General features: G+C 52.1%; 16 protein-coding genes and 1 pseudogene. All 17 read left to right on the top strand.

Annotated elements, in window-relative coordinates:
- Position 1: 1 nt before the first annotated feature.
- The 17 genes and pseudogenes from GUC22_RS14870 (at position 2) to GUC22_RS14790 (ending at position 21,630) form a co-directional block, all read left to right on the top strand.
- Entirely contained in the window at positions 2–436 is a 435-nt protein-coding gene (locus tag GUC22_RS14870; RefSeq protein WP_139157162.1) for a hypothetical protein, read from the top strand.
- Positions 437–495: 59 nt separating this feature from the next.
- A complete protein-coding gene (locus GUC22_RS14865; RefSeq protein ID WP_075210835.1) occupies positions 496–759 on the top strand; it encodes a PAAR domain-containing protein in 264 nt (87 codons plus the stop codon).
- A 2-nt stretch (positions 760–761) separates the two neighbouring features.
- Positions 762–1,970 carry a hypothetical protein gene (locus tag GUC22_RS14860; RefSeq protein WP_160183603.1) on the top strand — a complete coding sequence of 403 codons (1,209 nt, stop codon included), beginning with the start codon at positions 762–764 and terminating at the stop codon, positions 1,968–1,970.
- Positions 1,963–5,331: an ImcF-related family protein gene (locus tag GUC22_RS14855; protein WP_116943801.1), complete on the top strand. Its 3,369-nt coding sequence runs from the start codon at positions 1,963–1,965 to the stop codon at positions 5,329–5,331. The genes GUC22_RS14860 and GUC22_RS14855 overlap by 8 nt, the downstream gene beginning before the upstream one ends.
- Positions 5,332–5,541: 210 nt before the next feature.
- Positions 5,542–6,267, top strand: a complete 726-nt coding sequence (locus GUC22_RS14850) for a hypothetical protein (protein WP_160183602.1) — start codon at positions 5,542–5,544, stop codon at positions 6,265–6,267.
- A 15-nt stretch (positions 6,268–6,282) separates the two neighbouring features.
- Positions 6,283–7,890, top strand: coding sequence for a type VI secretion system protein TssA (gene tssA / locus GUC22_RS14845; RefSeq protein ID WP_116943802.1), 1,608 nt, complete (start codon positions 6,283–6,285; stop codon positions 7,888–7,890).
- A 33-nt stretch (positions 7,891–7,923) separates the two neighbouring features.
- Positions 7,924–9,693: a type VI secretion system baseplate subunit TssF gene (tssF, locus tag GUC22_RS14840; protein ID WP_116943803.1), complete on the top strand. Its 1,770-nt coding sequence runs from the start codon at positions 7,924–7,926 to the stop codon at positions 9,691–9,693.
- Positions 9,657–10,739, top strand: coding sequence for a type VI secretion system baseplate subunit TssG (gene tssG, locus GUC22_RS14835; RefSeq protein ID WP_082236748.1), 1,083 nt, complete (start codon positions 9,657–9,659; stop codon positions 10,737–10,739). Before tssF ends, tssG begins: the two co-directional genes overlap by 37 nt.
- 35 nt (positions 10,740–10,774) lie before the next feature.
- Positions 10,775–11,299 carry a type VI secretion system lipoprotein TssJ gene (gene tssJ, locus GUC22_RS14830; protein WP_049130571.1) on the top strand — a complete coding sequence of 175 codons (525 nt, stop codon included), beginning with the start codon at positions 10,775–10,777 and terminating at the stop codon, positions 11,297–11,299.
- A 4-nt stretch (positions 11,300–11,303) separates the two neighbouring features.
- Entirely contained in the window at positions 11,304–13,763 is a 2,460-nt protein-coding gene (locus tag GUC22_RS14825; protein WP_116943804.1) for a type VI secretion system Vgr family protein, read from the top strand.
- A complete protein-coding gene (locus GUC22_RS14820) occupies positions 13,756–14,763 on the top strand; it encodes a hypothetical protein (RefSeq protein ID WP_116943805.1) in 1,008 nt (335 codons plus the stop codon). Before GUC22_RS14825 ends, GUC22_RS14820 begins: the two co-directional genes overlap by 8 nt.
- A 729-nt stretch (positions 14,764–15,492) precedes the next feature.
- Entirely contained in the window at positions 15,493–17,433 is a 1,941-nt protein-coding gene (locus tag GUC22_RS14815) for a DUF2345 domain-containing protein (protein ID WP_264984187.1), read from the top strand.
- A gap of 4 nt (positions 17,434–17,437) precedes the next feature.
- Positions 17,438–18,420 (top strand): annotated as a pseudogene (locus GUC22_RS14810) (DUF6402 family protein).
- A 76-nt stretch (positions 18,421–18,496) separates the two neighbouring features.
- The gene (locus GUC22_RS14805; protein ID WP_227636924.1) at positions 18,497–18,796 is read left to right on the top strand and encodes a hypothetical protein; all 300 of its coding nucleotides are present in this window, start codon (positions 18,497–18,499) and stop codon (positions 18,794–18,796) included.
- A gap of 258 nt (positions 18,797–19,054) precedes the next feature.
- Positions 19,055–19,336, top strand: a complete 282-nt coding sequence (locus GUC22_RS14800; RefSeq protein WP_131930111.1) for a hypothetical protein — start codon at positions 19,055–19,057, stop codon at positions 19,334–19,336.
- 480 nt (positions 19,337–19,816) lie between these two features.
- Positions 19,817–20,266, top strand: coding sequence for a type VI secretion system baseplate subunit TssE (gene tssE, locus GUC22_RS14795; protein ID WP_154933195.1), 450 nt, complete (start codon positions 19,817–19,819; stop codon positions 20,264–20,266).
- A 23-nt stretch (positions 20,267–20,289) separates the two neighbouring features.
- A complete protein-coding gene (locus GUC22_RS14790) occupies positions 20,290–21,630 on the top strand; it encodes a VasL domain-containing protein (protein WP_049130564.1) in 1,341 nt (446 codons plus the stop codon).
- Positions 21,631–21,764: the final 134 nt, after the last annotated feature.

The following is a 21,764-nucleotide window of genomic DNA, read 5'->3' as shown; positions in this document are numbered from 1 at the left end:
AATGAAAGAACAAATAAAATACTCTTTGACTGCATTGATTTTAATGGCGTCAACAACATATGCTCATTGCTCTCAAAGTAATGATGTAGATATGTTAGTCACAGCAAATAAACTTAAGAGTTCTGGATTTGTTGATGGGCAAACAGGGCGCGTGATAACAGACTTAAATGGTGACGGTAAAAAAGATATCATCGAATATACTTTTGTGAGTTCAACGCCGCCAGGTACCTGTAATCAATCGGATTGTATGTCAAATCTCGACAATTCTCCTACTTTGACATTCCAAATCACGATGCACGATGGAAAATCAATAGATGCAGCATATATGTGTACATCTATTGGGGTTTCAAAAAATATGCACAAAGGGTTGAAAGATATTTTTTGTGGTCCTAAATATATTTTACGCTGGAATGGAGAAGAGTATGACACTAAATAGGTTCGACTGCCAATTACTTTCATCCACGGACAAATATTAACTGATAGAGATCTTTATTAATGCTCCAGATTATCCGTAAAGGCGATAAAACAACCTACGGTGGTTCGGTGTTGACCGCTTCCGAAACAATGAAATTCGGCGGTATTGGTGTTGCCCGTAAAGGCGACAAAGTGTCATGCCCGGTTCCGGGACATGGCCCTACAACCATCATAGAAGGCAATCCTGATTATCTTGATCATGGTATCCCGGTGGCATTTCACGGTCACAAATGTGCCTGTGGTTGCACATTGATCAGTTCATTTGCCGCAGCAAAGGTTGCCTGATTATGCCCGTCTGGCTGGATGCCATTCCTGAAAAGGCTCCTAAGGTAGCGCGTCCCGGCACCGGCCGTTGGCTGCTATTCCTCGCGTTTGTCATGCTGGGGGGCATAGCGCTCACGCTATGGTGCTGGACGTCAGAGCGAACCGGATTTGTCTTCTGGTTCACCGCGCTGGGTCTTCCATTGTGCACCTGGGGGCTTATTTTCGGCTTACGCCGGTTTGCCTACAAAGCCGAACAGGTGGGAGTCGAGTCCCGAAATGTACAGCGAGAAGCGCTTATTGACAGTGAAATTCTTCGCGGTCAGCGCTGTGCCTGGATCCTCGGTACATACATTCAGGCCCCGGCCGGAAACAAAACCGATGACCTGCTTGAGGCAATGAAAGTCGCAGCACCCGCTATCGACTTCTCCCGCCCAAGAGGATGTGACAAACCGGTCAGATACGCGGCATTAACAGAATACCAGGCTGATTTAACAAAGGCCCTGACAGCAGCGGTGACTAAACTGACCACGCGTGTAGAAGGGATCGTTCAGCCGCTTCCGCCGGAGTTGCCATGCTGGCTGGTGCTGGATTGTGATAACGACCTGTACCCCTTGATTGAAGAGCAGCTTAAGGCCGCTCTCTCACTAAAGACCGGCAGGATTTTTCGCCTGATGTCCGGAAAAGGGTTGAGCGCACTCGATGCCTGGCTGGACAAGCGATGGGACAATCCGAGCATTCTGGTTGCCATCACTCTGTCGTTACCCGCGTCTCCCCGGGAAGAAGATGCTGATGCCATCTCGATGGTGGTATTGAGCAACCGCAAAGCCCACGCCTGGCCGGATGCACTACGCCTTCATCGCCCCGAAAGGGGAGCAGAATCAACGCTCACAAAGACACTCACCCGGGCGCTGCTCTGGGCGAAGACCAGGCCAGATGAACTCAAAGGAAGCTGGATCTCCGGTCCCACATTGACCGCTGGAAGCGGCTGGAATAATGCCTGCGAGCAGAGCGGGGTGGAATTTAGCCTTTCAGAGGACAACTTCAGTATCGATCCAGTTCTGGGATACACGGGCCATGCGGCTCCATGGCTGGTCATCACGCTTGCCAATGCTGACGTTGAACAACGAGGCCCGCAGGTTATCGCCGCACAACCCGCCGCTGATAAAGACGACATCTGGATCGCCGTCATCACCAAAGAAGAAGTTCGCAAGGAATCGCCTAAGAATGTCTAAGGTAAAAGTAAAAACACTCATCGGCTCCGTTGTGACTGTCGCCTTTTTTCTGACAGTCATCGTGGCATTTCTGTTTTATGCCTTTCCGGAAAACGTAGCCTCGGGCACCGGCTTCGGACCGTATGACGGTCAACGAATACTCACATTCTGCGCCATACTGGTTGCCGCGTTGTTTTTACTCGGCTGGCTGATAGAGAAGGCTTTCGACCACGCGGGTAAATCCGGGTTGTATTTCCAGTGGGGGCAGAAAAAGGCTGAGACTGCCGCTCCGTTGACGAACCCAATTCCCAGTGAAGAAGACGATGATGAACCCGTTTTCAGCGAAGACGTCGTGTCCGAACACCTGCGCTTTCGCTATGGACGCCGCTGGAAGCGTAAAGTGCGTCTCCTTTTGGTTATGGGCAACCCGGACGACGTCCACAACGCGGCCCCGGGCCTGTGTCATGACCTCTGGCAGGAAGGCGACGGCAACGTACTGATTTATGGCGGCGACGCCCAGTCGCTTCCGGATGAGATCTTCCTGTCAAAACTGAAACGCCTGCGTCCTGGTCATCCGGTTGATAGCATCATTCAGGTGATAAGTACCTCAGCCCTCCCGACGGATATCGAACGGGATGCCTTTTTGCGCTGTCGCCAGAAAGCCGACCATCTGCTGGGCTGGCAGGCCCCAGTCTGGTTGTGGCTGACTGACAAGGCAACGGGGGCTCAGCAGGACGAGGAAACCACTGCAACAGGGGTTATTTTCGGACCGGGAGGCACCGTAAAAGAGGCGGATGAGGCGTTTAGCATACTGACGCAACGCCTGCAAAAAGCCGGTATAGCACAGATACTGAATAATCCGGCGCATGGCAGCCTGCTACAGTTATCCTCCCACCTGCGGCACGAACTGAAAGGCAGTCTGACCGTTTTGCTCAGCGGGTTGATGCAGGGATCTGCGGCCTTTCGTTTACGGGGGGTCATGTTCAGCCCTGAACTGGCTGTTGCCGGAACGGTGCCGAACACACGTCTGGACACCCCGACATGGAAAGCCGTCATTGATGACTGTGATGCGGTCAGCGGCAGGAAACTGGGTATCGGCTGGCTAAAGATGCTGCGGTTAATTTTGCTTTCCCTGATTGTCCTGTGGGGGGCCGGTACACTGTTGTCCCTGATCGTTAACCGTACCCAGATTTATCAGGCGCAGGAAACGGCGAGGCAGGCAGCGGATACTGCAAAAACACTGGCTGAACGCCTGCACAACCAGCTCGTACTCCAGCAAGCCATTGCCCGTCTGCAACATCGTGAGGCGACCGGCGCTCCATGGTACACACGATTTGGTCTTAATCAGGACAGCGACACGCTGGCCGCACTCTGGCCCCTGTATGCTACAAATAACGCACAGCTGATGAGGGATGCCACCGCAGAGAATCTCAGGCAGCAGCTGAATGCCTTTGTGCAACTTCCTCCTGCCAGTGATGCCCGAACACAGGGCACACAGCACACCTATGACATGCTGAAAAGTTATCTGATGCTGGCCCGTCCGGATAAAGCGGACGCAGGTTGGCTGGCAAAAAACGTACTGGTCGCTTGGCCGAAACGTCAGAATGTACCGGATGGTACCTGGCAGGACCTCGCCCCGAAGCTGCTGGGCTTTTATGCGCAGAATCTCCCTGCACACCCCGAATGGAAAATTAAGCCTGACGCTGAATTAATCAGCACGGTCCGCCAGATCCTGCTTAAACAAATAGGCCAGCGTAACGCTGAGTCCGGGTTGTACCAGGACATGCTTAAGCGCGTGGCCAGCAACTGGCCTGATTTAACGCTTGCCGATATGACCGGCGATACCGATGCCTCAACGGTATTCAGCACGGACGAAGTCGTCCCGGGTATGTTTACGCGCCAGGCCTGGGAAGAGCAGGTACAGGATGCGATCAACGAGGTCGTTAAAACCCGCCGTGACGAAATCGACTGGGTACTGACGGATAAAATCCATCAGACAGGGAGCGATATTTCCCCGGAAGCACTGAAGGCCCGGCTGATCGAACGTTACTTTACCGATTTTGGCAATGCCTGGCTGAATATGGTCAACAGCATTCAGTGGCAGGATGCAACTTCACTTTCAGAAGCTATTGCCCAGCTCAACCTGATCGGCGACGTCCGCCAGTCCCCGCTGGTGGCACTGATGAACACGCTGGCCTGGCAGGGGAAAACGGGGCAGAAGAGTGAGGCACTGGCTGATTCGATAGTGGACTCAGCGAAAAAGCTGATCGGTCAGAAAAAAAATGCCAGACAGTTTATTGAACAGGCACAGGGCCCTAAAGGTCCGCTCGATGGCGTGTTTGGACCGCTGATGGGTCTGATGGAGGGTAAAGAGGGGACCGGTAGCAACGGTAATCTCAGTTTCCAATCCTGGCTGGCCCGTGTTACCCAGGTGAGGCTGAAGCTTCAGCAGGTCACTAGCGCCCCGGATCCGCAGGCTATGTCGCAGATGCTGGCCCAGACTGTGTTCCAGGGTAAAGCTATCGATCTGACGGATACGCGTGACTATAGCAGTCTGGTGGCGGCAAGCCTGGGTCAGGAGTGGAACGGGTTCGGCCAGTCATTGTTTGTGCAACCGCTGGATCTGGCCTGGAGACAGATACTTGCTCCGGCTGCAGGAAGCCTTAATAACCGCTGGCAGACAACTATTGTCGATCAATGGAACAAAGCGTTTGCCGGTCGCTATCCGTTTAAAGCTACCGGCAGCGATGCCTCCCTGCCGTTACTGGCTCAGTTCCTGCGCAGTGATTCGGGGCGAATCACTAGCTTCCTGAAAACTAATCTTGGCGGGATCCTTCACCAGGAGGGGAATCGCTGGGTGGTCGATCCTTCAGCAAGTCAGGGGATGGAGGTGAGCCCGGATTTCCTGCGGGCAATTAATCTGCTGGCTGAACTGGCGGATATCGTTTTTGCTCAGGGCGATGCGGGTATTCACTTTGAACTGATGGCGCGTCCTTCCCGTGATATAGCCCGTATGCAGTTGACGCTTGACGAGCAAAATCTGGATTTCTTTAACCAGATGGAAAGCTGGCAGAGCTTTACCTGGCCGGGGAATACGTACTACCCGGGCGTCAGCCTCCGCTGGCGTAGTGTAAGCAGTGGTATGCAACTCTACGCCAGTAACCAGGGGAACTGGGGCTTCATTCGCCTGCTGGACACAGCCCTGATCACACCACTCGATGCCAGCCGTACACAGCTGGTGTGGATCACCGCCGACGGCAATCCTCTGAAGTTTGTGATGCGCAGTGAACTCGGCAACGGCCCTCTTGCGTTACTGAAGCTTCAGGGATTCACGCTGCCTGACACTATCTTCAACGTCGCACCTGGCGCAGAAGAGCGCTAAAAACGATGGGCGGGAAGCTTCATCCGGCACTCTCTTTCGCAAAACAGGTGGAAGGCTGGTCCCCGGGTATTTTCAGCATGGTGGATAAGTGGCGGGAGGACGAATCACCAGCCCCCTGGTAGTTTATGACCTTCGGTAGTGTCGGGCCTGGCTCAGTGACTGGCTGAAGCATAATCCAGAGTCTGAGGAAGGATTCCTTTATCCGCGCTCATGAAAGATTTCCCGCCGCATATCGGTTATATGACGCTTGCGGCCTGGCGAACCGGTAAAACACTTCTCCACTGCGATGAGTCTCTCTTTCGGATCCTGGGAGAAACCCGCCAGACCGACGCACTGTCAGGAGAAATGCTTCGCCGCCTGCCATTCTGGGGATTCTGGCTCGATTTTCCGGCTGACACGGTCTTTGCTGAAGGCCAGGGTGCGCTGATGGGCGCATTTTTCACCCTTGCCGATCATGATAACCAGACGGATGCGCTGCTCGCCCTGACGCTCGCTCAGGATCCGCTTTTCCGGGAGCACATTCCGATGGGGATGGAGTATCTCGCGTTAACCGATCCTGTCTCCACGGCTATCAGTCAGCAGGAGGAGGGGATCTGTGGATTCTGGCGCGCTGTTCTGGCTTTGCTCGGAGACCAGCGCCAAGAGGCGTCGAAAAGCATCAACGCCTCATCCCCCGGACAAGCCGGTGCAGATTTTTGCGGGCGACCGGGCCGGTTCTGCGCTCAGGCAGGCACCGCGAGCGCCGGAAGCCAGTACCTCAGGGGACAGCCCCTCCACGCCCATCAGCGCCTTCGCCCCCATGTCAGAAAAGCCCACTGGCAAACCCACTCAGGGGGAGGAGAAAAGTATGCTGCTGAAATGGAAGCCATCGCAAATCGTCAATGGCAAGGACGACGATTGTCTGGAAGCGGTCGTGAGGTTTATGAAAGAAACTAACAAACGGGAAAAAGAATGAGTTCACCGGAAGATCTGTTAACTGCCTGCGCCACCAGCCAGGAAGAGAGGCAGCGCCTCATCTCCCGGGCAAATGACGCCCTGACACTCTGGGATAACTGGTTAAAACCCATCAACCCTGAAACGGAAGCGGGGGACGATCCTGCATACGATGATAATTTTCAGCTGATGCGTGAAGAGATTAATAAACTTTCAGGTACCGATTCAGCGCTGTTGTGCGAGCTGGCCCAGAAGTGTCTTTGCGAATGCGCCAAAGATATTCGTGTCGTGACCTGGTACGTACTGGCCCGACTCAGCCGCGACGGTGAAAAAGGGTTGTCCGAAGGCCTACTGCTTCTTGTCGCGATGCTGAACCGCTACGGGCAGACATGTCATCCCCAGCGTCCGGTTGCCCGTAAAGCTGCGCTGGGGTGGCTGAACAGTGCAAAAGTGATTGATGCACTGCTGTTATGGCCCGAGGTGGACCACAATGATGCCGGTCTGACGGCTGGCGCCATACACCTGCTTGAATCCGCCGTGGCTGACTTGCCGGAAGCGGAAAAACCGTCTTTTGCAGGGCTTTGTACCGCTCTTGAAAACCGCCTGGCACATTCAGGCGGCATGGAGGCTCTGGTTCCCCAGAACAGCAGCGCCCAGGAGCTCGGGCGTGAATCAACCCATTCAGATTCACCACAACTGTCAGCAGTGAAATCGGGCCGCGATCTACTCGACCAGGCAAAGTTACTTTCCCGCTGGCTGAGCGAACAACCGCAGGGCTGGCTGGCTTCTCACCGGCTGATAAAGACCGTGCGGTGGGATACGGTCGATCAGAACCCCCCACTCGACAGTAGTGGTCGTACCCGCCTGGTAGCGCCGAAACCCGAGTATCGTGCTCAACTTAAACGGCTATATCTTCAGAAAAACTGGACCGAACTGGTTGAGCAGGCCAGCCAGATGTATTGCGAAGGGGTCAATCATTTCTGGCTCGATCTTCAGTGGTACCTCTGGCAGGGGCTCAGCCATGCCGGTCAGCCCTGGGATACCTGGGCTGACTCCGTCCTGTTCGATCTGCGGCTGCTGCTTAAACGCCTCCCGGGCCTTGAAGGGCTGGCATGGAATGACGGCACCCCCTTTGCCGACGAAGTCACCACCGCCTGGATTACTGAAAAAGTAAATGAAGAAGGCCTGATGTACGGCGATGAACCCGCTACCGTTGTTAATGGTCAGGCTGATGATGTGCTGCTCCTTGAGCCCGAAGCTATGGAGAAGGGAGACACGGAAGGGCCCGAAGCGGCGCTTGCCTGGCTCCAGTCCCGACCGGGGATGGATACCCCCCGCCATCGCTGGCTGATACGCCTGCTGATGGCCCGGGTGGCCGAGCAGTATGGCCGAAACGATATGGCGCTTCATCTGCTTGGTGAACTCACTGCCCGTGCGCCACTGCTGACGCTGGGAGACTGGGAGCCCGCTCTGTTGTTTGAAGTCCAGGCCCGACGCCTGAAGCTGCTGCGCATGAAAGCCGGTCGCAGCGAATCTGATAAAGCCCGTCTGATGCCTGAGATGGATACGCTATTGGCGGGTCTGATCGCCATTGACCCGGCCCGTGCCATGGTGCTCTGTGGCTGATTTTCTCATTAACAATTTTCAGGAATGCCGTGCATGGATGATTTAACCCTGCGCTATTACGAAGCAGAGATGCGCTATCTGCGTGAGGCGGGTAAAGAGTTTGCCCGAGCCCATCCGGATCGGGCAGCGATGCTTAATCTGGATAAACCCGGCGCCCGCGATCCTTATGTAGAACGCCTGTTTGAAGGCTTTGCCTTCCTGATGGGCCGTTTGCGTGAAAAGCTGGATGATGACCTGCCGGAACTGACCGAAGGGCTGGTTAGCTTGCTCTGGCCGCACTATATGCGGACTATCCCGTCGCTGGCCATCGTCGAGTTCTCGCCTGACTGGCGCAGTCTGCGTCAGGCCGAAATGCTGGCGGAAGGTTTCTCCGTTTTGTCACGCCCTGTCGGGCCGCATAAAACAGCCTGCCAGTATCGGACCACCCGCGATGTGCCGCTACAACCGCTGCACCTTGCCGACGCCCGCCTGCACACAGAAAACGATGGCCGCTCTGCTATTCGCCTGCGCTTTGAATGCCCTGAAAAAGTGGACTGGAGTAAAGCCGGGATCGACAAAGTCGCCATTTTTCTTAACGCAGAAAGTCCGGTTAGCTCAGCGCTGCATCTGGCAATGACCCGTCGTGTCCACGCCATGTATGCGCGTCATGCCGGGACGCACACTGAACGTCATCAGTTTGACGGCTGGTGCAAACCCATGGGCTTTGATGACAATGATGGCCTGTGGAAGAAAGCCGATACTGCCTTCAGCGGTTATCAACTGCTGCTGGAATATTTCAGCTTCCGTTCGAAATTTATGTTTGTTGAGCTGCGCGGTCTCGACGCCATCGGGCTCACTACGGCCAGCACCTGGTTTGAAGTCGACATTGTGCTCAGTGAAGCCTGGTCATCCGATCTGCCTTTTGAGACAGAAAACTTCCGGCTGCACTGTGCCCCGGTCATCAATCTCTTTACCCTGGAAGCCGATCCGCTGACGCTTGACCCGCTGGATAACGAATACCTGCTCAGGCCGCTGCGTCTTCAGGATGGTCACACCGAGATTTACAGCGTCGATAACATCCATGGGGCGGTGAAGAATGGCAAACACCCCTATGTACCGTTCACCAGCTTCAGGCACCGGGGCGGTATGATGCGCCACGATGCCCCTGAACGCTATTTCCATACCCGCGTGAAACGCGGCCCCTCTGGCCTGTATGACACCTGGATAATTCTCGGGGGGCGCTCGTTCGAGCTGGAGCAGCTGTCCGAAAAGCCAGAATCCCTTTCGATGCGAATAACCGGTACCAACGGGCAGCTTCCGCGTAAGGCGCTGGAAAGTACGCTCCTGGACAGGGTGGTCAAAACCGGCAAAGTGCCCGTCAGGGTACTGAACGTCACAGCACCGACGATGCCGCTATATCCCCCTGCAAACGATCGTTTTCACTGGCGGGTGATGAGTCACCTCGGATCAAACTTCCTCAGCATGATGGACAATCCGGAGGTTCTGCGGGGAACGCTGGCGCTCTATGACTGGACCGACGATGAAATGAACCGCCGTCGGCTTGAAGCAATCGTCGCCGTGAAGCACACCCTGATCCGCCGTTTTGAGAAGGGCTTTATGCTCCGGGGCGTGGACATTGAGGTCACGCTGAATATGGATAATTTTGCAGGCGAGGGCGATGTGAATCTCTTCGGGGAGATGCTGCACCGGTTCTTCGCGCTCTATGCCGATATTCACCTCTTTAACCAGCTCACGCTGGTGCTGCAACCGACAGGGAAACGACTGAGATGGCGCGAGAATCACAGCCAGCACGTACCAGGCTGACGCTGGCCCTTAACAAAGATATCTGGCGGGCCAATTTTTATCGTTTCTGCCAACTGCTGGAACAGGAAAATCCGGACGCGCCGAAAATGGGCACCACCAGCCATCCGGGCGACGATCCGGTACGATTCAGACCCTGGCCTGGTATGGGTTTCCCGGTCAGTACCCTGAAAGCGGTGGAGACCGACGAAGACCATCCGACATTACCCCCAACGGTCCGCACGACATTTCTCGGGGTGTATGGCGTGGACTCCCCTCTGCCGACATCCTACCTGGATGACATTGCGCAGCGCCGCGAAGGACATGAGGCGGTCACCTCATTCCTGGACATTTTCAGCCACCGGATCACCACGCAGTATTACCGGATCTGGCGAAAATACGCCTGGCCGGCGACCTTCGAGGCCGGTGGCCAGGATGCCACATCACAGTGTCTGCTGGGGCTGGTGGGCCTCGGTATACCGGGCACGGCGGAACATGTGGCAACCCCCGTTTCCCGTTTCCTGGCCCTGCTGGGCACCATGCGTTTGCCCACGCGCAATGCGGAAGGCATTCGGGCGCTGGTGAGCCTGCTGGCACCGAACACCCGGGCATTTATCACCGAACCCGATCCGGTTAAGGTCCATATCAATAATCGCAGTGGGTTGGGGGCCGAAAACCGCATCCGTCTTTCGCAGCGGGCCACGCTCGGCAAAACGGCAAAGGAAGCATGCAGCCGGGTACTGGTGAGCCTGGATACTGAGGATCCGCACGAGGCGGAAGGCTGGTTACCCGGTGGCGTCCTCCATACTGATTTGCTGGTCCTGCTGCGCGTCTATCTCGGCTACCGTAGCGACGCCCGACTGCGCCTCACCGTACCCGTGCGGTTGTTGCCTGAGCCCCGCCTTGGCAAAGGCAGGCGTATCCAACTGGGCCGTACCGGTTTGTTGGGTCTGAAAGCGGGCAAACTCAGCAATAGCCGGGAGAGTCTGACCGTCAGTCTGGGCTGCTATGAAGGGCTGCAATGTTCTGCGCTACCGCCCGCTGAAGACGGGCATTACCGCTTCGACTAATCACGTACTCCCACTTTCACTAAAGGAACTTTTGAATGGCAACAGTAACCCGCTGGTGGGCGCTGACGCTTATTGCCTGTGGTCTGCTCGCAGGCTGCGGTCTGACGCAGACCGTCACGGACGGTACGGTCAGCATCACGAAATCCCTCTTCTACAAGAAAATTAAAACACTGCATCTGGATTTTATCCCGCGCACGGCCATTAACGCCGATGGCGCACAGACGCCGCTGGCGACAATGGTGCGGGTTTATCAGCTCAGGGATCGTAAAGCGGTTGATGCCGCCGATTATCAGACGCTGCTGCGCAATGCCGATACGGTACTGAAGGACGACGTACTGGCGTCAAAAGAGCTGCTGGTGATGCCCAACGGCAGCGTGACGCTCAATATGCCTATGGATGAAAATGCTCAGTTCGTGGCGGTGGTGGGGCTGTTTAACCGGCCGGATCAGAAGGACAACCGCTGGCGCCTGGTACTGACCCGTGACGACCTCGACCCGGACAAACCCCGCACAATTGAACTGGGTGATGGCTGGCTCGGCCTCGTGCCGGTAAAGGAGTGACGTGATGGATAACAGGTCAGCGCTTTTTGACGGACAGACCCGTTACTTTCTGGATATTAATGACAGTTCGGTGAAGCCGGATGTTCTGCGCTTTCGTGGCAGGGAAGCACTGAGCGAGCCATTCAGATGGGATATCGAGTTCACTTCCCCGGAGGCGAACATCCCCCCGGAACAGGTACTGATGAAATATGCCTCTTTCCGGATGCGGAGCGGTAAAAGTGTTCACGGCATGGTGACCCGCCTGGAATGGCTTTCATCCTCAAACGACCAGTCCCACTACCGGCTTACGCTCAGTTCCCGCCTGGCGCTCCTGGGTTACACCCGACAGTGCGCGGTATATCAGAACCAGTCCGTTCCTGAGGTGGTTGAGCAGGTGCTGCGCAAACACGGACTTGAAGGCCCGGACTTTGAGTTTCGCCTGGAACGCACCTATCCGGCACGGGAGCTGATTACCCAGTGGCGGGAAACGGACCTGCAGTTCATCCAGCGGATTCTGTCGGAGGTGGGGATTTACTGGCGTACGGAGATGGACGACGTGCGTGGTCTGGATAGGTACATCTTTGCCGACAGCCAGCTGAACTATCAGTTTGATGTGCGACTGCCCTACAGCGAGCCATCGGGTCTGTATGACGGCGCGGCAGAATCAGTCTGGGATGTCCGAACCTGGCACAACATCGCCACCGGCACCGTCGTCACGCGTGATTACAACTACCGGACTGCCAGCACGCCGATGGATGCGACGGTCAGCGTGCATAATGATGCGGTCACCACCGGGGAGCATTACCGCTACGCGGCACCGTATCGTGAAGCGGGTGATGACGCAAACCCGGAGCCGGAAACCGAATCTGGCGCGTTCTGGGCCCGACTTCACCACGAGCGGGAGCTCAACAGGTCGGCCCGTATTCACCTGTTCAGCAACGCCGCCCATCTCACGCCCGGGCAGGTGCTGGAGCCGCAGGGCGATGTTATTGCCGCCCTGAAAGAAGGCGTGATCCTCACCCTGGTGACCTTCCGGGGGGCCCGGGATTCCCGCCTGCATGTGTCGGTGTGGGGCCTGCCTTACACCGAACGTTACTGTTTCCGCCCGGCGGAAATGCCGCGTCCGGAAATTCACGGTACGCTTCCGGCCCGGATCGAAAGTCGCGAAAAAAATGATACCTACGCACACCTGGACGAGCAGGGGCGCTATCGGGTGAAGCTGGACTTCGACCGGGAGGGGACGGAACCCGGTTACGGTTACCTGTGGCTGCGAATGGCGAAACCTTATGCCGGTGAAACACTGGGCTGGCATACGCCGCTCATCGACGGCACCGAAGTGGCGATTGCGTACAGCAACGGCGATATTGATCTGCCGTATATAGCGTATGCCCTGCACGACTCCGAACATTCCGACCTTGTTAACCGGGACAATCACACCCGCAATATCCTGCGGACTCCGGCGAACAACAAACTGCGGATGGAAGACAGGCGCGGTGAGGAGCACATCAAGCTCGCCACGGAGTACGGGAAAACACAGCTCAAAACCGGGCACCTTGTGGACAGCCAGGGGCAACGTCGCGGTACGGGCACAGAGTTGCGCACCGATGAGTGGGGAACCCTGAGAGCAGGGAAGGGACTCTTTGTCGCTGCGGATGCTCAGGCGAAAGCCCAGGGTGATGCTCTGAATATGGATACCGCGCTGAGGGAAATCGACAGGCTTAATCAGCAACTGCAACAGCTGGAAATGGCCGCAGAACAGGCGCAGGCGCTGAAGGCGGATGTCGACAGCCAGATACAGATGTTTGAGCAGCGGCTGAAACCGCTCAATGAAGCGGTGCTTTTCTCGGCCCCGGAAGGCATGGCCATGACCAGTGGTGAAGATATGCAGCTGGCCGCTGGCCGGAACCTGGCGGTTAACTCCGGAGAAGACTTCAGTGCTGGCGTGATGGGCAATATGACCGCTCTGGCCGGAGAGAAGCTGGGACTGTTTGCCCGGACGGGGCAAGTCAGCCTGAAATCCGGAGAAGGGCCAATAGATGTCCAGGCGCAGAACGCCAGCATGCGGTTGTTTGCTGAGAAGAAGCTGACGCTGAGCTCAGCGAGTGACATCTCCTTTGCCGGAAAAAAACGTATCACGCTGATCGGCGGCGGAAGCTATCTGCGACTTGAGGCCGGAAAGGTTGAATATGGTACGACAGCGACGTATATACGGAAGGTGAAAAGGACTATGGCGGCGGGGGCAAATACAATACCGATAGAATCAAAAATGATTCAGCAAATTCACTCCTTCTATAATCTTCAATTTAAGTTAAACAACACAGTCGGAAATTTTGTTCCCCATGCAAGATATTTGTTAATTGATGAATCAGGGGAGATAACGTCAGGCATAACTGATGAAAATGGATACACTGATCCCATTTATACAAATGGAAAGAAAAAATTCAGTATTCATATTATCTTAAATCAAGAGGATGAAAATGAGTAATAGTAAGAATTATTACACTGAGGCCGTAAAGGTTGTTGATTTACCTGTGTATTTGGATGAACAATATATCAATTATAAACTTGTTTTTATGGACCAAATAGGAATGCCTCTTACGGGGAAGCTGGACTCATCAAAAACGATCGCGTCAATTGGTATTAATGATAAGCACGTTAAAGTAACGCTAATCATTTACATTCAGGGCATTGAACTTAAGAAAATAAATTTAAGCGTTTTTGATGATATAAAAACAAAAGAAATATCTTTAAAATCTACTGTATCAGAAACCTGTGCCGAACAAGATAATACGTGTTCATTTAACTTAAAGTTAAATATATACGCCATAAACAAGCGGAGCAATCAGGCCATTTTACTGGACCTGAGTGAGATTGAAAAAATAGCGAAAGAACGGAGCTTAACGCTTGGGTATTATATAAAGAGAAGAACTGGCGGTGTATCTAAAACATCGAAGGAAACAATAGATAAGATAAACAACCCGAGTGAAATCGCCAATAAATATATTAAGCATGCATTAGAGTGTTTAAAAAATGAAAGCAATGCAGGTAAGGGGGATTATTCAAGACTAATATACAGAGATTTAATGGTGAAGATATTTGAATATTTCCTAAAGAACTCAAAAGATCCTGATTCGGTTGTTGATGAAATTGTCAGTATATTTGGTACAAATATGGAGGATAGTTACATGAGGTCAGAACTACTGGCCTTTTATCATATCTATGAGGCGCTTATTCCTAAAACACACACAAGCCCAGGATACGACAAAATTCAACATTTTACATATAGCGCGGGGAAAAGTTATAATACAATGCAAATTATAACAGATACAGCTCAATATGCGGGGGAAGCATATGATTTAATAAATGGAGGTGGCTGGGATGACACCAAATCAGACATGGAGGCTAATAACTTAGGGCAAGCCTACGGAACGAGGCTGTATGAAAAATACCATCCAGTGAGAGCTGCGATCAGAAATATGGATTGAGGATAAAAGATGAGATTTTTAATTTATATTTCATTGCTTACACTTCTTAGCGTTTTTTTGTTTTATTTGTTAAATATAGGATATTATCGCGGGGAGTTATATCATTATAACCTTGTTAATGAAGGAGGGCTATCAAGTTATTTGAGTTCTTTACTTCGATTTGATTTAATAGTTGCCATTTTAAACCTTTCCTTGTTGATTTTGAGCTGTGTTTTTTTGTCAAAAAATAAGTATAATAATTTCAGGTTTAGATTTTACACCCTGGCTGGTTATTTTCTTTTTAATTTCATAAATAGCCTTGTGTTCGCAATAAAAAATCATATACGAAACCATTATGATATTTTTGAGTTGAATGTTTTTGTTGTTTTATTAAAAGAATATGGTGGGGTTGTCAATCTGGTCTATATCACTCCATTAATATTATCCGGTGCTATGCTGCTACTTTTTTTGTCATTTGCAAAAAAAAGGAGTGATTAAATATGTCGAACGAAATAATATCTTTTAATGAAGATCAAAATAGTTTTTAATGAATTTTTTGCGAGAGTCTGATGCTGAAGCGTGGGGAGCTTAACCTGGATGTTTCATGTGGATGACGTTCTACAGAACCTGAGGATTGTGACGCAAATCCAATTATCCCGACAGCCACGCACACAACCAGCTTAACCGTATTCCGACATTGAATTCGTATTGCGCATTCTGTCTGATGTGGGAATTTACTGGCGTACGGAGATGGACGACGTGCGTGGTCTGGATACCTACATACTGGCCGACAGCCAGCTGAACTATCAGTTTGACGTGCGCCTGCCCTACAGCGAGCCATCGGGTCTGTTTGACGGCGCGGCAGAATCGGTCTGGGATGTCCGAACCTGGCACAACATCGCCATCGGCACCGTCGTCACGCGTGATTACAACTACCGGACTGCCAGCACGCCGATGGATGCGACGGTCAGCGTACGTAACGATGCGGTCACCGCCGGGGAGCATTACCGCTACGCCGCGCCTTATCGTGACGCAGGTGATGACGCCAGTCCGGAGCCGGAAACCGAATCTGGCGCGTTCTGGGCCCGGCTTCACCACGAGCGGGAGCTCAACAGGTCGGCCCGTATTCACCTGTTCAGCAACACCGCCCATCTCACGCCCGGGCAGGTGCTGGAGCCGCAGGGCGATGTCATTGCCGCCCTGAAAGAAGGCGTTATCCTCACCCTGGTGACCTTCCGGGGCGCCCGTGATTCCCGCCTGCATGTGTCAGTCTGGGGCCAGCCTTACACCGAACGTTACTGCTTCCGTCCGGTAGAGATCCCTCGCCCGGTCATCCCGGGTACGCTTCCGGCCCGGATCGAAAGTCGCGAAAAAAATGATACCTACGCACACCTGGACGAGCAGGGGCGCTACCGGGTGAAGCTGGACTTCGACCGGGAGGGGACGGAACCCGGTTACGGTTACCTGTGGCTGCGAATGGCGAAACCGTATGCCGGTGAAACGCTGGGCTGGCATACGCCGCTCATCGACGGCACCGAAGTGGCGATTGCGTACAGCAACGGCGATATTGATCTGCCATACATCGCGTATGCGCTGCACGACTCCGAACATTCCGACCACGTCACCCGTGACAATCACACCCGCAATATCCTGCGGACTCCGGCGAACAACAAACTGCGGATGGAAGACAGGCGCGGTGAGGAGCACATCAAGCTCGCCACGGAGTACGGGAAAACACAGCTCAATACCGGGCACCTTGTGGACAGCCAGGGGCAACGTCGCGGTACGGGCACAGAGCTGCGCACCGATGAGTGGGGAACCCTGAGAGCAGGGAAGGGACTCTTTGTCGCTGCGGATGCTCAGGCGAAAGCCCAGGGTGATGCTCTGAATATGGATACCGCGCTGAGGGAAATCGACAGGCTTAATCAGCAACTGCAACAGCTGGAAATGGCCGCAGAACAGGCGCAGGCGCTGAAGGCGGATGTCGACAGCCAGATACAGATGTTTGAGCAGCGGCTGAAACCGCTCAATGAAGCGGTGCTTTTCTCGGCCCCGGAAGGCATGGCCATGACCAGTGGTGAAGATATGCAGCTGGCCGCTGGCCGGAACCTGGCGGTTAACTCCGGAGAAGACTTCAGTGCTGGCGTGATGGGCAATATGACCGCTCTGGCCGGAGAGAAGCTGGGACTGTTTGCCCGGACGGGGCAAGTCAGCCTGAAATCCGGAGAAGGGCCAATAGATGTCCAGGCGCAGAACGCCAGCATGCGGTTGTTTGCTGAGAAGAAGCTGACGCTGAGCTCAGCGAGTGACATCTCCTTTGCCGGAAAAAAACGTATCACGCTGATCGGCGGCGGAAGCTATCTGCGACTTGAGGCCGGAAAGGTTGAATATGGTACGACGGCGACGTATATACGCAAAGTGAAGCGGACTATGGCTGCGGGAAGTAATTCTCAGACTCCAGAAATCCCATTTTTACCAGGGCCTGGTGATGTTTTTCGAAGGAGTTTTATTCTTGTTGATGATAGAACTCAAGAACCAATATCAAATATTAGATATGAATTGACCTCACCTACAGGTTCTGTCGTTAAAGGCGTTTCATGCGAGAAGGGCCTAACAGGTTTTGTTAGTCATCCTGATGAGGCTGAAGTAGAATTAAATATTCTTGAACAAAATTCATTATTTATAGGGTGATTTTGTGTCCAATGTAAAGATTAGATCAAAGTTAACAAGCGAAAATGAAAACAAACAAACGGTCCCGGTCAAAATCTTCAAAATAACTGACATCCCAGATGTGATGGAGGAAAAAGATTGGACGGTGTCAGCACGTTTTATGCGAAAATGGTTCAATGACCCATTTTACGAAATGACATCCAAAGAGAAGCTAAATAAAGTTGATATGAATACTGTGGACAAACGCCATGTCATTGAAGATTTGGATTTTGATTGGTTGTTAACTTCTTCGTTACGAATTAAACCGATTTACGATAATTTCGTGAGGCAAGTTTTGAATGTTATTGAGTATAATGACTACTTGGGGAGAAAAAACAAATATCACAGCAGTTGTCTAATGGCCTTTGTTACATAATTAACAGGCTGGATGAATCAGGTCTTTTTGTTAACAACGAAATAAAGGAATGTTATTTAAATTATGGCAACCTGTCAGCAATAGAGCTTGATAAAATAAGTCAGATTAACTTTATTAAAATTGGTAGTACATTGTGGGAAAAAGCAACAGATACCCTGGATGATGTGTATGGTGCCCTTGGTTCTTTTATAATCAAAATTGCATTTACAGATCTTACTGTCACCAGAGATACTGATGGTTTCATGAGATTAGAAATTAAAGAACTTGGATTGTACGTTAGGGATACATACGAGTTTATGAATGATGGTGATGATCAACTGTTAGGTTATTGGGGGGAGAAGGGTGTCATCAAACCTGGGGTGATGAGTGAATTATTGGAAAAAGAATATCTTGATGAAGACGGCTGTAGATACTTTAGAGTTACTAACTCATCTTTTGTGAGATACAGGGAAAAATATAAAAGCGAAAATAAAACTGAAGATTTTTTCGTATACTCGACGGTAAAAAAAATCCCTGCAAACATTATTATTCATTTGAATAAGATAGATATGGAGGAATATATTTACTGGAAAGAGGAAAATGTTAATGCATAGATTGATAAAAAAAATATTCTGCTTCATGTTGATATCAGTTCTCTTCTTTTTCGTTTTGTTAATGGCGATTAAGATCATGTCTTATCAAAATGCATTAAAGAAAGATTCTATATGGAATCGTGATAATAAATGCGAACTGATTACTTATATTCCTGACTATCGACCACATGGTGGTATCGGGAGAGTGTTGCGGTTATTTTCCAACCAATCATTTTTTGTCGTATATGATGCTAATGGGAATAAAATTAAAAGCTCAGCATGGTACTTTTGGCAAACTCAGTTCTCAGACTCGGTTGCACCAGAATGGCACGGGCAAAATGCAGTTTATCCAACAAGCGAAGGATGGGCAGGATGGAAAATTCCAGAGTGTGGCTAAGATAATTTCCTCACAAATTCCTGTATAGTTAAAATATTTTGGCAATTCAGTAGGTCAGGTTAAAAAATAATAAACAAGCATTCCCGTATATGGAAATGTGATAAAGGTATTAAGCGGTAGTATGTAACGAGGACGAATAAGCGTGCATAGAACCATTAAATTGCTCCTGAAAATGGCACTTTGGAGTTTCATATCATTATCTTCCATCCTTTTTTCTATAAAGATACTGGCTTATATAAAAGCCACACCTGGTGAAAAATGTGGAATGAAAACAACACTTGCTATGCCATCACTTACATTCCTAACTACAAGCCTTTTGGCGGCGTAGGACGGGTATTACGTCTTTTTTCAAATCAATCATTTTTCGTCGTCTATGATAAAACGGGAGAAAAAATAAAAAGTTCAGCTTGGCATTTTTGGGAATATCAGTTCTCTGATTTAGTTGCACCTGGATGGTCAGGCATCGATTTTCTTTACCCATCTGACAGCGGGTTTTCAGGCTGGACTTTACCTGAATGCAAAAAAAATAAAAAATCATAGCAAAACTAATAATATCCTTCCTTGGATGTACCATCATCCTGGTAGTGCATCATTTGGGTTACGACTGGTACATGACATACTTTACACCAAGTAAAAGGAGTTAAAGAAATATGGCATCTGGAAAGAACAGCATAATCATACTGGCATTTATATCTTCAATTATAGTTATGATGGGGGGTATTCTTTAGCATCACGGGTATATGAACAGACATTCATTGTTTCTTCCCATCGAACTGTCGGAATGATATTCATATCGTTCTTCTTTATGTTTATCGCGGCCCCAACTTTACTCTTGACTTTGCTTTCACCATTAAGGGTGAATTTAACTATCTTTGCACTTACAATATCATATCTATTTTATGAATGGTTTTCTTTACATCCATTACGTGTAGGTCTTATGGGGGGGTTATAATAAGTTATTTGTACGTATCACTCATAAAAAATATTTCCATTCTTCGCGTACGAACTCTAGAGTTTAATATGGATAGAAAATCCCCATCTTTATACGAAATTCTCACCGGAAATTTCACTGGTTACCTTTCTCTTGACGTTGTAAATGAGGAAGATCAGGTCATTCTATCAGTACTGGATAACATCCAACGTATTTTGAACGCCCGGGCCGGTACCGTATCCCATCTACCAGATTATGGTTTGCCGGATATGACCAAAATCCTCCAGGGTATGCCGGGTACAGCCCATGAGCTGATGGGAACCCTGTCAGCTGTACTGCTCAAATATGAACCACGGTTGCAGAAGATTGACGTGATTCTGCTCGAACAGGATATTCCCGGCGAACTGCGCTATGCCATTGACGCGGAACTGAAAGGTATCGGGCTGGTGCGCTACGGCACCGAATTTATGCCTGAGGGCAGGGTGCTTATCCGCCACCTGAAACAGCAGCAGTACCTGGAAGTCCGTTCCTCCCTCTAGTTTTTATTCTGGCTGAAACCATCATGACTACTCCTCCTGAATGCCACCTCAAAACCGGCGGCGACCCGCGCACGCTTGCGGATTACGCGCGCCTTCGCGATGAAATGAATAAACTGACCCATCCGGCGCGCCCGGACGTCAACTGGCAGCACGCGGAAACACTCTGCCTGTCGCTGTTTGAGCACAACGGCGTGGAACTGCAGACTGCCGCCTGGTATACGCTTGCCCGAACCCATCAGGCCGGGCTAAACGGGCTGAATGAGGGGCTGACGATCCTGGTCGCTCTGGTCTCCCGGCAGTGGGGCAATGTGTGGCCGCAGCAGACGGCGGTGCGAATGAAAATACTCAGTTCGCTCAGTAAACGGCTGCAGCTGGCGATGCGTACTCTGCCGCTGACCTCTATAGACCTGAGACAGCTTTACCAGGCCGAAGCGCACCTGGCGGCGCTGGATGATGTACTGCAGCGCCTGGAACTCAAACATGTCAGCCAGCTTGACGCCCTGTATACCCTGATGCACAACACGGCGGTGCGGCTGGAAGACAGCGAAAATAAAGAGGAGACCGCGCTGCAAACGGGCGCCGCTATGCCTGAACCTTCCTGCGCCAGCCTCCCTGAACCGACCGTGCAGATGAAATGGGTCTATGTCGCCGAGCCGGCACCGCGGCCGGAAGCTGACGCGGTAACGGCATTCCCGCCGTCCGCGAAGCCCTGGAAACCCTTTGCCGCCGGGATGCTGACCATGCTAGCGCTGGCCGGAGCCGCGGCGGGAGGATGGCTGGCAATGCGTCCGTCCGAAACGGCGCTGCGGCAGTTTACCGCCATGCTTACCCCATTACCCGCGGCGCTTTCTGCCGAGCAGCTACGGTCGCTGCGACAACACACCCCTACGCCGGAGACGGGTATAAAACAAACGCAGCAGCGGCTGGCGCAGCTTTTGCAGCTAAAACCGGACTGGGCGCTGGATTATGGCGACCATCTGGTGCAGCAGGCGCTGACATTATGGCCGGAACAGGCGAAACCGCTGGCGCGACAATGGCAACAGCAGGTCAGCGCCGCCGCGCTTCCCGCAGAGAATCTCAACGGCTGGCACCAGGGAATGACGCAGCTACAGCAGTTGACGAACCGGCTTAACGCGCTGGATGAGCAGAAGGGGGGGTATATCACGGTGAGTGAGCTGAAGTCGGCGGTGTTTGCCATAACGCAGTCGTTCAGCCGGGCCGTTCCGGCGGAAGAGCAGCTGCGGCAGCTGTCAGAACAGCCGCACAATCAGCCAGGGACTTCGGCGCAGCAGAGCCAGACGGAACAGCACCTGCAGCAACTGATTGCCCGCTACGCCGCGTTGAAACAAAAAACGGCGGAATAACCCTGGGATCGCATCCACCGTGATATTCTTTTCCACAGATAATCGACGAAAAGGTATCCGGGATATCCATTCTGCGGCCAGAACACCCCCGCAATACCCGGAACCGGCGCGGCCTGTCGCGCCAGTTCCTCATT

The organism is Klebsiella sp. MPUS7 (genome assembly GCF_009905335.1).
GTDB classification, from domain to species: domain Bacteria; phylum Pseudomonadota; class Gammaproteobacteria; order Enterobacterales; family Enterobacteriaceae; genus Klebsiella; species Klebsiella grimontii.
The sequence above is the reverse complement of the archived record's forward strand: the minus strand, read 5'-3'. Positions and strand labels throughout refer to the sequence as shown.